Origin of the sequence: Mucilaginibacter terrae, from assembly GCF_031951985.1 — a bacterium.
Lineage (GTDB): Bacteria > Bacteroidota > Bacteroidia > Sphingobacteriales > Sphingobacteriaceae > Mucilaginibacter > Mucilaginibacter terrae_A.
This window is the reverse complement of the sequence record NZ_JAVLVU010000001.1, coordinates 4,177,315-4,193,111: the sequence shown is the minus strand read 5'-3', so window position 1 is coordinate 4,193,111 and position 15,797 is coordinate 4,177,315. Positions and strand designations below refer to the sequence as shown.

The following is a 15,797-nucleotide window of genomic DNA, read 5'->3' as shown; positions in this document are numbered from 1 at the left end:
CCATATTATATCTTTTTCAAATCGCCATTCAACTTGTACGATTTGCCTTTTTCAGTATCGAATTTAACTTGTTTATCCTGATAGTTTACCACACAAGGCTTACCCGCTTCGGAAGTAATTTCTACCTGTTGCAGTGCACCGTTTTGCCATTTGATGTTGAGCACGAAACCGCCACGGGCTTTGATGCCTTTAACCTCGCCGTTGGGCAGGGCTTTGGGCAAGGCCGGCAATATATCCAGTGTACCGAACTGGCTTTGCAGTATCATTTCGCCAATACCGGCAGCGCCGCCAAAGTTACCATCAATTTGAAACGGCGGGTGCGCATCAAACAGGTTGTGGTACACGCCGCCCTTTTCGTGATTAGGCACGGCATCGGCAGGTGAAAGCAGTTTGGTGAGCATGAGGTAGGAATGGTCGCCGTCGCGCATGCGTGCCCAAATGTTTATTTTCCAGGCAATACTCCAGCCGGTGCCATCGTCGCCACGGTAGTACATTGATTTTTTGGCAGCGTTCAGCAAGTCGGGCGTAGCAGCGGTAATTTCGGTACCCGGATGCACACCCCACATGTGCGACACGTGGCGGTGGGTATCTGTCGTATCATCTTTATCCTGCATCCACTCTTGTAACTGGCCGTACTTACCTATTTGGTTCGGCGCTATCTGGCTGTATTTTTCCTGCAAGGTTTTACTGAACTCCGCATCAACACCCAATATTTTTGCTGCCGCGATGGTGTTTTTAAACAACTCGCGGATGATCTGATGATCCATGGTTGGCCCTGCCACCAAACCACCATGCTCTGGTGAGTTTGATGGCGTGCTGATGAGATAACCAGTAACGGGATCTTTAACCAAATTGGCTACAAAAAACTCGGCAGCACCTTTCATGGTGGGGTAAGCGCGTGTTTGTAAAAAGGCCTTGTCCTGTATAAACTGGTAATGTTCCCACAGGCTCTCGCTTATCCAAGCGGCACCGGTTACCCATATTCCGTGATTAGATGCATTTACCGGGGCCGCGCCGCGCCACAGATCGGTGTTGTGGTGCAGTACCCAACCGGGGGCATTGTAGTGTGCTTTGGCAGTTGCGGCACCGGTTTGGCGCAGATCATCAACCATACTAAACAGTGGTTGTGTTAAGCCCGAAAGGTTCAGCATTTCGGCACCCCAGTAGTTCATTTGCAGGTTAATGTTGGTGGTAAACTTGCTCCCCCATGGCGGAGTCAACAAATCGTTCCACAAGCCCTGCAAATTAGCAGGCACCTTACTGCCGGGTCTCGAACTAGAGATAAGCAGGTAGCGGCTATACTGTACGAACAGGCTTACCAACCCAGGGTCAGTGTTACTGTTGTATTTTAAAATGCGCTCATCGGTTGGCAGGGCATCATTACTCCCAGTACCAAAGGTAACCGTAAACGTGTTGAACAATTTTTTGTAATCGGCCACGTGGGCTGCCTTAACCGCTGCATAAGTTTTGGTACGAACAGCGGCTATTTGCTTAGCGCAAATTGTTTCAGGGTTGCCCGATACATCTTTATAAGTTTTGAAATTGGTAGCGGCGGTTAAATATAAGGTAGCTTCGTTAGCGCCGCTGATGCTAATACCCTCATTGGTAACGGTCAGCTTACCACCTTTAGCATCGGCGTACAAATAACTTACGCCACGCAAAGCCCCGTTACGCACCTTGAAAGATAGACTTAATGTATGTGCATCAACCTTACGTATGCTTACCGACTGATGCAAGGTTTGCAGCAATGCTTTAAATGATATTTTACCGGGTTTATCGGCAGTGAGGTGCACGGCCATTACCTGGTCGGGGTTGCTGGCAATGTATTCGCGGGTATAGTTTACGCCGCCTGCGGTGTAGGTAACATGGGCGGTAGCGTTGCTAATGTCGAGGTCGCGCTTGTAGTTGGTGATGGTGCCGGTTTTGGCCATTTGCAAAAATAGGTCGGCAAAGGGCTGGTAATCGGCATTATAGCGCGGGAGTTGTGGCGGTTGGTTATCCTGAATCCAGTATTTCCATGGGCCATTGAGTTTGATGACTTTAACAAGTTCGCCGGTTTTAGGATCAATTGCAATGTCATCTGTCACTTTGCTTCCTTTTACTTCACTATGATCATACCCCACAGGGTATATAGCCAGTTCGCGGGCGTTACTCGTTAAACCGCCTTTATCCCAGTAATTAATTACCTGTATGGCTATCTGGTTTTTACCTGCGTGCAAAAGCTTTGCCGGGATGGTATACCGGCGATAATCAGCACCGTCAACAGAGCCTACCTGTTCGCCGTTCACTAAGGTAAAATCCATATCGCGCATGCGGCCAAGGCTTAGTATTAGATCCTTACCAACCCAATCGGCAGGCAGTTCAAACGTTTTTCGGAACCAAACTGCGCCGTCTAAGCCTTCAAAGCCGGGGATTACTTCCCAGCCTTTTTCTGTAGGTAAGTTAATGTTTTTCCATTTGCTATCGTTGTAAGCAATAGCTCCCGGTGCTTTAACTGCGCTTATTGTTTTAAACCAAACTGCTTTCTGTTTATCGTAATCCTCCTCGTTCATTTTACGGCCCATAAAGTGGGCCTCGCCCATGGCTTCGGCTTCCTTTTGTTTGCCATCGAACAGGAGCTGACGCATTTGAGGCAGGTATTGGTATGCGCCCTCGCGTTGGTAGTCGCGGGGTTTGCCGGTCCACAGGGTTTGTTCGTTGTATTGTAAGCGTTCGGTGTCGGCTGTGCCGTATATCATGCCTCCTATGCGGCCGTTACCTATGGGTAAGGCATCGGTCCATTTTTTGGAGGGTTGGGTGTACCAGAGTTTGAGGGTTTGGGCTGAAAGAGGGTTATGGCAAAGCAGTGTTGCTATGGTTAGTAGGATAAGTCTTCTCTTCATTTTTGATTTCTGCTTTTACTTGGTTCTGTGCTCCATTAGGACTGGTAAAGTGGTTCTACTTTCAATCACCTTGTTTCACGTGTCTTCACCTTTATCCTTTCACCTAAAACTTAGGCTTCTGCTTTTACTTTCTTCAGTTCTCCGTTAGGCTTGGTAAAGTGATTTTACACCAGCCTGTGGATGTTACTTTCTTTTTTCCTCAAAAAGAAAGTAACCAAAGAAAAACTCCCGGCTGCACCCTGTTCTACAACGTTTCTGCTTTTATTTAAGCCTGTGGTTGCCGAACAGGCTGATGCCGGTTTTATTTCGGTGTCGTTGAGTCAGTGCTTTTGTATGGTTTGATAGCTCTCCCCTCGCTCTTCGCACCTCGCTCCGCTCCTTTTTCCCTTCCCTTTCACCATCCTCAACTATTCACTATTCTCCACTCACCACTCACCAAACTAATTAAACAACCACCTCAAATCTTTAATATTTCCGGTTGTGCTCAGGCCTGCGTCGTATACTGGTACGGGCTGACTATCGGGTACAAAACCTAATATCAAGGCTATGCCTTTGCTTAGGGTTAGGGTGTTATTGCCCGGTTTAAAGCTGAAGGTGTGTATGTTTACTGATGGTTGTGTTGGTATGAGTAAGCCGTTCGATAGCTTTACGTCGGCCTGACCGTAATCATTGGCACTCGCATCGGTTTCCAATTGTGATGGCACGTGGTAAGGCCAGGTATCGGGATTGATGAAACCTGTTTTATTGAAATAGCCAACCAGTACTTTTACCGGTTGTGTGTTGGTAAAGCTGATTTTAGTGCCCGATTTACGTTGCTTGTCCCTGTCTAACTGAACAGCTTTCAGGCCTTTCAATTCTTTGGCAAAATCGGTAATGGCTACTGTGGTGTCGGCAAATGGCTTGGCTCCCTCGCCAATAATATAGCTACCTTCGGCGCCGGCGGTAACAGCTACCTGCGCATTAGTCAGTGTGGTCAGCGCGGTCTTTTTAGACTTGGCAGATGGTGATTTCAACGAATCGATATTCTTTTTAAAATTAGCCAGCTCTTTTTCGTAAACAGGTAACAATTCAACCCAGGTTTTCATTTTACCATCGTTGCCGCTTACCGGAATTTTGCGCTGTTTGGTTTGCATGCTGTTGGCATACAGGTAGGTGTCTTTAGTAAGTTTCACCAGTTCACGGTAATAGTTCAGGCTGGCTTCCATATCAGGAACGGCTTTTTCCAGATCGGCTACATCATCGGTATACTTATAACGCATAATAGTAATAGCCGCTTTTATTTTAGCCGAATAGCTATTGGCCATGGCCTCATGGATATACATATCATTTTTAAGGCGATCGAACTCTGCCTTATTTTTCTTTACACCCGGTGATGCTTTTTCAATGGCTTCTACCGATTTTTTACCAAAAGCCACGATATTGTTAGCCACGTCCAACGGGGTTTCGCCAATGTGCTTCTCGTGTTTCCATTCTTTCTCGGCATACTCGCTCAATATCTCACCTTCGGGAGCCTCGGAGTTATATAACAGGCTGAACAAACCGAATTTTTCCGGATTGGTAAATTGTGCCATCAGCATACCCAAAGTCATGGTTTGGCGGTTGCCATCGGTTATACCTACCCGACGTAGTATTTGCGGCGATATTTCTCCTGCTTCTTCATAAGCTTTCAGTATTTGTTCGCCTTGTTGCTGCGTACAACCGTACATACCGGCCAGTAATTTGCCCCAGTATTTGATTTCCTGCGCACGGTCGCGGTTACATTGCCAGGCATAACGAGCCCACTCCTTGTACCAAATCCAATCGCGGTCAATTTGCAGCAGGCGCGGGTCGGCTTTATCGGCGGTGTAAGGCCAATCCCAGTATGATGCCTGCGGGTATAGGTGTAAACCGTTAGCCTCGTAAACATTGTGCATGGCTTGCACGCTCTTTTGTATGAAATCGGCCGATCCATAGCGAAATGGCTCCAAATTAGCCAAAATGTGTACGTTTTCAATTTGTACCGAACCTAAACGACTTAGGGTGCGGTGCAACTCAGCCCATGGGCCACGGGGGGTATAAGTAGTTAAAGCTTCGCCGTTGAATTTAGCTTCGGTGTACAGGTTTTTGTAGATAGGCAATGCGGCCTTCATTACCGCAGGAGCATCGGTATCGTGAGCACGCAGTACAATGGGCGGCTCCTCTGTTTTACCAATAGCTTTTAATCCATCTTTTACACCTGGTATAATAGTTTTGGTAAACCAGTCGATGTCATCCTGGCCAACACCTTCCATGGCCTCACCCAAGGCAACCATTAAACCTACGTGGGGGTACTTTTTAACAAACTCGGCAATTGACTTGCGGGTATAATCGGCTATGATGGGGATGATGGGGCGATTGCGGTCTTGTGTTGCCATCTTATTTTTTTCGGCAAATGGTTTTGACACGATGATGTTATAAAACATCTGTATAACCCAAATACCGCGTTTATCGGCCTCGTCGGTTATAAACTTGTATATCTCTTCGTTCTTTTTAAACGTGGCATCGTCAACCTCAACGGCGTACGGATACTCTTTAACACGCACCAGTGATGCAAACGGGTGACCATTCCACAGATAAAGGGCGTTCATGCGGTTCTCGGCTAACGAATCGAGGTAGCGCAGCCACAGCGCCTTATCATAAAACCACGGGAAGTTTTCGGGGGTGTAAGGATATTCGTAAGTGCCACGACCTTCTAACAATACCGGTTTTTGCACACCTATACAGGCTCCGCGCATAACCATTTCGGGCTGGTCGGTAAAGTTTATTGTGGTTGGGAGTTTGCCTTGGGTGAGAATGCGGTCGGCCAGTTCGAGACAGCCGTACATAGCTCCCGAATAATCGGTACCCGATATAACCATGCTGTTTTTACCTGTGCCAATGGCGTAACCTTCTTTACCGGGTTTGCCGTTGGTTTTAATGCCGTATTTGGTGATGCTGCTTTTTACCACGGCATCTTGCGCGCGGCCAATTACAATGCTGGCACCCGAAGCCGGTACCTGCTTAACTATTTCAGTCTGATATCCGCTTTTTTGAAGCGCTTTTACCAACTGACCGGCACCGTAACCTATACGTACATGTGCACCCGCAGGTGTAACAATGGCAACGGTTTTGGTTGCTGACTTTTGGGCTTGCGCGTTAGCAAAACATGTAAAAGCGATGATTACGCTCAGAAAAAAGCGGTTGTATAATTTGGCCATATCAAGTTATCAAAAACGATTTACCTGTTTATGGCCGACGGTGTTTTGAGTCGTCCTGAAACTGATTTTTAACCCAGCTTAACAAACAGGTGAAAAGTTTATTATTGGTTTTAAAAGTTTACTGTACTGTAGCTTTGAAAGTCAGCTTAACAAATTCCCCTCTTGAGAGGGGTGCGGCTGCCGGGTGAAGTGGCAGGGGTGTGTTAGTTACCACGCATGGCTAATGACACACCCCTAACCCTCTCGAGAGGGGAATCACTGCGGCAAAAACAGTTTTAACCTGTTTTGCTAAACTTAACAATCTGTACTACTACGATACAAAATTGCTCACTCTATCAGGTTCAAATCTAAAAGTACCCTATCAGTTATTCATATAGCATTTTTTCATGCTATTGTATTATTTTATCTCTTGTAAGTGCAGGTAACGGCAATTTTACCATAATATGCTTCAACTCTTTGCTCTTGGCTACTTCTTTACCATCACTATATACATACAATCCTTGGCCCTGCTTATACCTGGTGCCGGTTTTATCCCAACGGATGGTAATGGTACGGCCACGGTAGTTCACCTTATCCAGGCAGAACCAATCCCACTGGCCTTCAGGAATTAGCGGGTATACTTCCAGCTTATCATCTTCGCGGGGTTTTAAACCAACCAAATCGCTGATAATTAAATCGGCAAAACCTGAGTGGTTGTAATAGCTGCTGCGCGGGTTATCGCCTTTTAGCCAATAGCCATTCTTTTCATCCTGATACTCGCCTAAATACGGCAAGCCTCGCTTTTGGTGCGATGCCGCGTATTTATGCAGTTCATCATAGAAAATTTTGGCGCTCATGCCATCTTTGTTCTTGTAATTGGTGAGCAAATTTGCCAATCCTTTAAGCGTTTGGGTTGTGGCAAACGGCCACACTGCTCCATCCCACTCACAGCCATGACCGGTACCATGCGTACGGAAACCGGGGTGACGGCGCTCGGCGGTAGTTATTCCCCATGGAGCATTGAAGCCTTTTTCGTCAACCAACTGCTCCCATTGTTCGGCGTATTTGGCCTTATCGTCGGGCAGGTTAAAGTACCATGGAATATAGCCCAGCTCTTCGCGGGCATCAGCCAGTTGATTTTTGGCAACTTGTTTTACTTTGAAAAACGATGCCTGGTTATCCCACAAGGTGTCCTGCACCAGTTTCTTGAGCTCTTTGGCTTTGGCAGCGTAAATTTTTTTCAATGTATCGTTACCTACCAATGCCGCCATTTTTGATAAGGCGATGGCATTACCATACATGTAGCTGTTAATGGTTGGACGAATGTTTTTATCCTTACGTCCACCGCTAATAGATTCCTCCATGGCGTCCTTTACATCAAACTGCCAAAACATATTGTTGGGCAGCTTTTTGTCCTTTTCCCAGGCGCGGTAATCGGCATCTAACACAGGCAAAAGCTTTTGCACCATGGGCTTGTTGCCGTTAACTAAATAGTAGTTGTAAACCGCGTTTTGTAACCAGCTGCTAAAATTGCGCAAATGTGGCTTTGGTGTTTTAGGGTCGACGTACAGCCAAAAATTAATATAATCGTTGATGTACTTCGCATCGCGCAGCCAGCGCCCCTCGTAAATGTGATGTCCTAAGGCACTGCTCACCGTGTTGTATTTACCGGCATGATTAACCGGGGTTATAAATTCGGTAAATACAAAACCATCGGGTGTTTGCTTTAGATGCTTGCGCATAGCCCACCAGCGGTAATAGTATATTTTTTCAAGGGTTGAATCGGGGCACTCGAACAGTGGAATATTTTGCGATAGCCAGTCAATTGCCTGATCGTTGGTCACGTAGTTCTTTACCGTTTCGGTATCTATTTTATTGAAATAGGTAACGTAGGTTTTGAGCTTATCGTTGCTGAGGCCGGGTTTGGTTTGGCTGTAAGCAATGCTTGCTGTTAGGAGTAGTAATATGGTGAATGTCTTCTTCATTTATAATTGGTTCATATGCCCGCTATGCAATCGCTTAAATATCGCGTGGTTAACTTATCGCTTTTTTACCGCTCATTGCCGCGGGGGCTATTTTTCTTTTGTCATAGCCACAAAAGAAACAAAAAGGCCTATCCAGCGCAATCCCTTCCACCACACAGGCCATACTCCCGGCCGGGTGCGCTGGAAGCCCCGCGCACTTTTTGCATAGCTCAGAGATCGCTTCGTTCCTCGTAATTACGAGTATTATTTTATCTCCCTCTCCGCCTAAGGCGGAAGGGCCGGGGTGGGGTTACACCGTTATCATCGCCTTTATCACTCCTGTTTCCGGTTTTAGCCAGCTTTCAAAGTTGTCTTTTACCTCGTCAAACTGTACACGGTGGGTGATGTAAGTTTTCGGGTCAACCAGGCCTTGTTTCATACTGGCTACTACGTGCTCAAAATCCTGACGGGTGGCGTTGCGGCTGCTCATCAGGGTCGATTCGCGTTTGTGAAACTCGGGATGATTAAAGCTGAACGCCTCTTTTTGCAAGCCTATCAACACATAACGACCACCATGTGCGAGGTAATCAATACCGCCGTTAATGGCTTTCAGGTTACCCGTTGCATCAACTACAACCGATGCCATATCGCCACCGGTAATCTCGCGTAACTGTTCGACGGCGTTGCCATCCAAAGGATTAATGGTATATTCGATTCCCAGGTTTTCTTTACAAAACTGCAGGCGTTCGTTGCTTACGTCCATAGCTATAACTTTGCCTCCTGCTATGCGGGCAAACTCAATAGTTCCTAATCCTATTGGGCCTGCGCCTATTACCAGCACAAAATCGCCCGGGTTAATACCAGCACGGCGTATGCCATGAGCGCCAATTGCCAATGGTTCAACTAAGGCCAGTTCGTCGTACGTTAAGCCCTCGCCATGTACTAACGAGTATGATGGCACTTGCAGGTACTCCACCATACCGCCATCGGCATGCACGCCGCATACCTGTATGCTGGCGCAGCAGTTAGGTTTACCTGTACGGCAGGCCACGCAATGTCCACAGTTAAAATACGGTATAAAAGTTACTGCTTCGCCCACCTCAAACCCAGGAGCGCCATCAACCTCTACCAACTCGCCCGAAAGCTCGTGGCCTAAAATGCGGGGATAGCTAAAAAACGGCTGTGTGCCACGAAACGCGTGCAAGTCGGTTCCGCATACGCCAATACGTTTTATTTTGATGATGGCGTGATCTTTTTTTAGTTCGGGTTTATTGGCCTGGCCATAGTCAAACTGGCCGGGCGTAGTACAGGTTAATATTTTCATTTATAGTTTTAAACTTCGAGATTATAAAATTTGATGGCGTTGCCACCCCAAAACTTGGCTTTGTCGGTATCGCTAAAATCGGCCATGTAATGCCTTACCATTTTAACCACACGGTTATAACCACCGGCTACCATGCAAACGGGCCAGTCAGATCCAAACATTAAACGGTCGATACCAAAGGCATCAAACACCACGTCCATGTAGGGTTTAAAGTCTTCTTCTTCCCAATCGTACCAGTTGGCTTCCGTCACCATACCCGATACTTTGCAGTAAACATTAGGATATTTAGCAACCTCGCTTATATCTTTTTCCCATTCTTTCACCTCCTTGTTTTTAATATCAGGTTTGGCTATATGGTCTATTACAAAACGCTGCTTAGGAAACTCGGCTACCAGTTGGGCAGTATATTTAAGCTGATCGGTAAAAATGAGTATATCATATGTAAAGCCATATTTGTTGAGCAAGCTGATGCCATGCTTAAACTCAGGCTTAAGCATTAAGTCGCGTTGTGGTTCGCCTTGCAATACGTGGCGGAAACCAACCATTTTTTCGTTTTTGCCGTAGTGTTTCAATTGCTCCTCAATATCATTGGCCTGGAGATCAACCCAACCCACAACACCTTTGATAAATGGCGTAGAGGCGGCAAGTTCCAGTAAAAATTGATTTTCCTTTTCAGACTGGCTGGCCTGAACGGCCACGCAGCCCTGGATTTGGTTGTGCATCAAAATATGCATCAAATCCTGCGGTAAAAAGTCGCGGCGGATAACGTCCATTTCCTCGGTAATCCAACTGTCTCTTACCGGATCAAACTTCCAAAAATGCTGGTGAGCATCAATTTTATACATAGGTAGTGTTGTGTATGGTTTATAATCCTGTTGTTAAACGGTTAACAATTGCCCAATACAGGCCGGACGTATAAATGGCATTTCCAAAGAGATTAAAAAATTAAGACAGATACTTATCAGTAATTGCCTGTTTTTTATACGATGTTGCCATTAACAGAAAACTTACAGCCGGTAGAAAGCAGCAACTGCCTGTATAAATGTAATACATATTTAACTCAAGTGCATTAAAATATGATTAAAAAGTATAAAACCCCGTGCATAAGCAACGGGGTTTTATGTAGGATATTAACCTGAAAACTTTATAAGCTCATAAGCTGAAATTCTTACAGCGATACCCCGCGTTTCCACGGAATAAAGTCGTCTTGTCCGTGGCGTACGGCGGCAACCTCTACCTCGCCGCTGGCTACCTGTATTACATAATCTAAAATACGGGCACCGGCCTGCTCAATGGTTTCATCACCTTCAATGATGGTACCTGTGTTAAGGTCAATAATGTCGCTCATTTTGTTGTACAGGTTGGTGTTGGTAGCAATTTTTACTACCGGAACGATAGGGTTACCGGTTGGCGTACCTAAACCTGTGGTAAATAACACTACGTTAGCGCCTGAGCCAACTTCGGCAGTGGTGCTTTCTACATCGTTACCCGGGGTACATAATAAATTTAAACCTGGGTTAACCACTTTTTCGGGATAGTCTAACACATCTACCACCGGTGAGGTACCGCCTTTTTTGGCCGCACCTGCCGATTTAATGGCATCGGTAATTAAACCGTCTTTAATGTTACCCGGCGATGGGTTCATATCAAAGCCCGATCCGGCCTCTTCGGCACGTTGTGCGTAAGTGCGCACCAGGTTTACAAAGCGATCAGCATCTTCCTGCTGAATGCAACGGTCGATAAGGTTTTGCTCCACACCACAAAGTTCAGGAAACTCGGCCAGGATAACCGAACCGCCCATAGCTACCAGTAAATCTGATGTGTAACCTATTGCCGGGTTAGCCGAAATACCAGAAAAACCATCCGAACCACCGCACTCTAAGCCAATGGTAATTTTGCTTAGTGGGGCTGGCTGACGGGTGTACTCGTTAGCCTGAATTAAACCGGCCAGGGTTTTACGCAAAGCCTGCTCCATCATGTCTGACTCCTTACCAATGGTTTGCTGATCGAGGACATATAATGGTTTTTTGAAGCCAGGAGAACGTTTTTGAATTTCGTTTTCCAGGATGCTTACCTGTGCGTTCTGGCAGCCTAAGCTTAACACAGTTGCACCCGCACAGTTAGGGTGTGTAATATAGCCGGCCAATAAACCACAAAGGGCTTCAGCATCCTGGCGGGTACCACCGCAACCACCCGAGTGGTTCAGGAATTTGATACCGTCAACATTAGGAAACACCTTGCTCTCTTGCGAAGCAGCATCACCGGCATTGATCTCGGTATAAAGAATTTCATCAACACCACTACCCGCTTTAATTTTGCCGATGAGCTGCTGTGCCTTGGTTTCGTAAGTTTTTTTACGACCGTAGCCCAAAGGTTTAATCAGCGATTCCTGCAACACTTCGATGTTACGGTTTTCGCAAAACACCATAGGTATTACCAACCAGTAGTTTGCGGTACCTACGCTGCCATCGGGGCGGTGGTAACCGTTAAAGGTACGACCTTCAAATTGGCTTACATCAGGCTTATTCCAATCGGTATGTTTGCTTGCTGCCGACATGCTATTGGCCGCGTGTTTAATATTTTTAGTAGTAATAACACCGCCCGAAGGAATATCGAACTGGGCTTTACCAACCAGTACACCGTACATATAAATACTGTCGCCAGCCTTAATATCATTAATGGCTACCTTGTGTTTGGCCGCAATTGGGTCAACAGTAGTTACGGTAACACCATCGTAATTGATCACCTCACCTACGGGCAGGTCAACCAAGGCTACCAGCACGTTATCGTTAGGGTGAATCTTTAAAATATTTTGTTTCATTTGTTGTTAAACAGTTACTTCTTTAGCTAAAACTTCTTTTGTACCATAAGCCTCAATTTGTTGGAGTTGATCTAAAACCGCTTCCTTAAATCCGCGAAGCTGCGTTAAATCAGTTCCCCAAAGTTCCTTATTGCTCAGGATAGTATAAGTTACATCATGCAGCTCATTTTTTTGCCATACCTGGTTAAAAATTTCGGCATTGGTATCGGTAATTACATAGTCCTGACCATTGTTTGTACCTATATACTTGCCGTCCTCATCCTTAACAGATTTCATGAACCTGATGAAGGCCGCGAAGCCCAGTGCAATATGGCACGGAACAGTGGTATGGTGTTTAAAATGATTAATGATCAAAGGTACAACCCTTAACTGCATTTTAGATGAAAACTGTGCCGAAATACTGATCCACATATGCTCGATATTAGGATTACGGAAACGGTCTAACACCTTGCCCGAAAAGTCAACGGCGGTATCGTGGTCAACATCATATGGAATGGCCGGAGCAATTTCCTTCAACATCAACTGGTTGATGAAATGCGTAAAGCCGGCATCGTCCATGGCAATTTTAACGGTACGGAAACCCGACAGGAATGCCACCGCACAGCTTAACGTGTGGGTACCGTTCAGTAAGCGTAGTTTAAGTTCGCGGTAAATATCAATGTTGGGTACAATAACCACACCTTTATCAACCTTATGGAACGATAATACGTCTTTAACATAATCGTCGCCCTCAATAGCCCAAAGTGAGTATACCTCTGATATAATGCGCAGACCATCTTTATAACCGCAACCGGCTTCAAGTTCTTCGGCCAGTTTGGCATCGGGTTTACCCGGTACAATACGGTCTACCAAAGTGTTGCAAAAACGGTTATGTTCTTCAAGCCAATCCATAAAGGCAGGCTCTAATTTATTCAGGTGGGCAAGTTCTAATACAATTGCCTCCAGTTTTTTGCCGTTGTCAACAATCAGTTCGGCAGGTACAATTACCAAACCGCTATCGGCACGGCCGTTAAAAGCACGGAAACGTTTGTAAAGTATGGCTAACAGTTTGCCGGGGAATGATACCGGCGGATTTTTAAATATATCGTCCTGCACCAGTTGAATGCCTACCTCGGTAGTGTTTGAGGTAACAATTTTAAGGTCGGTGTTTTGCGCTATTTTAAGTATTTCCTCCCAATCTTCACCGGCTGATAGTACCCGGCTTATAGACGAACAAACAATTTGCTCATTAACCTCGGCACCGTCTTCAATACCCTTAATAGAGAGCGTGTACAAACCGTCCTGACGATCAAAATCATTAGCCGAGCCGGTATCGGTAGATTTAACTACCACAATACGGCCGTTAAATATGCCCTCGCGGTTTGCCTTATCCACATAAAAATCGGGCAGGCCGCGCAGTAACACGCCGGTGCCAAACTGTAGTACTTTTTCGGGCAGGCTAAATACATCCTCAGGCGGAAGTATTAAACCCGGTACATTTATCTTCTTTAAGTTATATCTTGATAGTAACATTTGCTTTATATATGTGCCTTACTTTTTAACTGCTTTAGTTGGAATTTGATCAACCAACCAGCCTGCTAAATCATTGGCAGCTTTAAAATTTTCTAAATCGGGTGTTAACTTACGGCCATCAAGGTATTCGTTGTAAAACCATGGATCGCCAACTGCTATTACGGTACCTTTACCATACTTGGCCATAGCCACAACCACTTCACCTGCATGGTTTAAAACCGGTTTAGCGGGAGCCGATAAATTAAAGGTACTGATTTCTTTAATGTAAATTTTCTTAGCCGTTTTAAACACCGGGTTTCCGGCCGGGATGGGTACCGCTGCCTGCTGAAACTGCTGACCAACCACATGATTGATGCTGTTTTCTTTAAACGGCATACCAAACCGGCTCATCAGCGTATTAAAGTGCTTAAACTCGGCATTGCCGGTATCGTTATGCAGCACTAACAATACACCACCTTGTTTAACCCAATCTTGTATTGCAGTTACATGGGCAGGCTCAACGTATTTGGCATTAGGGTTTTCTTTAGGGATGTCAGGATCAACTATTAAATAGATAGAAGCCGGCTTTAAGTTAGCCGCAGTTGGAGCCTGGTACAGTGTGCCTGTTTCTAAACCGTAGTTGTTAAATATGTGGCCTAATAATGAGAAGCCATTATTATCACGGCCTTCCCATTTGTAGTGGTAAGGTACTACGGCGCCGGTTACGTCTTTTTTGCGTTCGTCGTTAAAGTAGCTGTCTAACAAAACGGTTTTGTTGTTGGCTTTGTGCAAATTGGCAATGCGCTCAATTTCTACACTGGCTTGTATAAACGCGCCAACACCTTTGGCATCATTGGTAACTACTTTTTCTTTCAAATAATACTCATAGCTGCCATCGCGGTATGGATTACCACCCAAACCGGCCACGCTTACGGTACCCGTTAAGTTTACCTGACCGTTAGCATCAGTTTCGATAAATTTTTTGAGGATGCCTTTGTAACCGGTTTCGGCTACGCCACGGAAATAGTTGGGTAATACATGCAGGCGCACACCTTTAGCCAAGGCATAAACAAACATGCTCGATGCCGAAGACTCCAGGTAATTGCCTTTGCCGGTTGGCTTATCTAACACCTGGTACCACAAGCCCGATTGCTTGTCCTGATACTTAGCAACAGCGGTAGCATAGCGGCCTAAGATCACTAACAATTCGGCACGTTTGGGGTGATTAACGGGCATTTGTGCCAACACGTCAACCAGGGCCATACCGTACCAGCCCATGGCACGGCCCCAAAAATTGGGAGATTTACCGGTTTTAGGGTCAGACCAGCGCTCTTTGTGACTTTGATCCCAGGCGTGGTATAATAAGCCGGTTTTAGAATCGCGCGACATGCGCTCCATCAATATGAATTGTTTGGCTATATCGTTAAAGGCCGTGTCTTCATGAAAAGCATTGGCATACTCGGCGTAAAAAGGTTCGCCCATGTACAAGCCATCCAGCCACATTTGGTTAGGATAGCGCTTTTTGTGCCAAAAACCACCTTCGGGTACGCGCGGTTGTTGGCTTAGTTGCTCGCGCAGGGTTTTAACTGCTTTGAGGTATTTATCGCCGCCAATTACCTGGTATAGCATCAGCACGCTACGGCCGGGTAAAACGTTGTCTATATTATAATCTTCCTGTTTGTAGCCTTTAATGGTGCCATCATCGTTCAAATGCTTATCTACCCTGGCTTTAATGTATTTAAAGTATTTAGGATCGCCGGTTTGCAACCATACATCTTCCAGGCCTTTCCAAACTACTGCATCCTCGTAAGTCCAGTGTACCCTGCCGGTATCGGGCCAAACTTTCATGGCAGTTTCGGCCATACGCTGCGACATGGGCTGGGTTTGGGCCTGCACCAATTGTGAACCAGTAAACAGGATCAGGCATGCAAAAAAGATCTTTCTCATAAATATTTTTCTCTTCTGATAATTAGTTAATGATAGACTTGCTGCCCATCAAATGGTTTGGTTAGTACCCTGCATTATCTTCAGGATACAATTTTAGTAATATTGAAAGGATAAACAGGTGCTTATCCCCGTAAAAATCAATGCAAACGTTTCCGTAACCTTGCTTTTACTATA

The 15,797-nt window shown here is 45.7% G+C and carries 8 protein-coding genes; all 8 read right to left on the bottom strand.

Annotation, left to right across the window (positions count from 1 at the left end; genetic code table 11):
- Nucleotides 1-5: 5 nt before the first annotated feature.
- The gene (locus tag QE417_RS17925) at nucleotides 6-2,882 is read right to left on the bottom strand and encodes a glycoside hydrolase family 95 protein (RefSeq protein WP_311951927.1); all 2,877 of its coding nucleotides are present in this window, start codon (nucleotides 2,880-2,882) and stop codon (nucleotides 6-8) included.
- Nucleotides 2,883-3,322: 440 nt separating this feature from the next.
- The gene (locus QE417_RS17920; RefSeq protein ID WP_311951925.1) at nucleotides 3,323-6,097 is read right to left on the bottom strand and encodes an alpha-d-galacturonidase; all 2,775 of its coding nucleotides are present in this window, start codon (nucleotides 6,095-6,097) and stop codon (nucleotides 3,323-3,325) included.
- Nucleotides 6,098-6,486: 389 nt separating this feature from the next.
- Nucleotides 6,487-8,061: an MGH1-like glycoside hydrolase domain-containing protein gene (locus QE417_RS17915; RefSeq protein ID WP_311951923.1), complete on the bottom strand. Its 1,575-nt coding sequence runs from the start codon at nucleotides 8,059-8,061 to the stop codon at nucleotides 6,487-6,489.
- Between the two features lie 289 nt (nucleotides 8,062-8,350).
- Nucleotides 8,351-9,364 carry a zinc-binding alcohol dehydrogenase family protein gene (locus QE417_RS17910; RefSeq protein ID WP_311951921.1) on the bottom strand — a complete coding sequence of 338 codons (1,014 nt, stop codon included), beginning with the start codon at nucleotides 9,362-9,364 and terminating at the stop codon, nucleotides 8,351-8,353.
- A gap of 8 nt (nucleotides 9,365-9,372) precedes the next feature.
- The gene (locus tag QE417_RS17905; protein ID WP_311951920.1) at nucleotides 9,373-10,209 is read right to left on the bottom strand and encodes an amidohydrolase family protein; all 837 of its coding nucleotides are present in this window, start codon (nucleotides 10,207-10,209) and stop codon (nucleotides 9,373-9,375) included.
- A 323-nt stretch (nucleotides 10,210-10,532) separates the two neighbouring features.
- Nucleotides 10,533-12,185 carry a UxaA family hydrolase gene (locus tag QE417_RS17900; protein WP_311951918.1) on the bottom strand — a complete coding sequence of 551 codons (1,653 nt, stop codon included), beginning with the start codon at nucleotides 12,183-12,185 and terminating at the stop codon, nucleotides 10,533-10,535.
- 6 nt (nucleotides 12,186-12,191) lie between these two features.
- Nucleotides 12,192-13,697: a tagaturonate reductase gene (locus QE417_RS17895; protein ID WP_311951916.1), complete on the bottom strand. Its 1,506-nt coding sequence runs from the start codon at nucleotides 13,695-13,697 to the stop codon at nucleotides 12,192-12,194.
- 18 nt (nucleotides 13,698-13,715) lie between these two features.
- A complete protein-coding gene (locus tag QE417_RS17890; RefSeq protein ID WP_311951914.1) occupies nucleotides 13,716-15,623 on the bottom strand; it encodes a glycoside hydrolase family 88 protein in 1,908 nt (635 codons plus the stop codon).
- Between the last annotated feature and the right edge of the window lie 174 nt (nucleotides 15,624-15,797).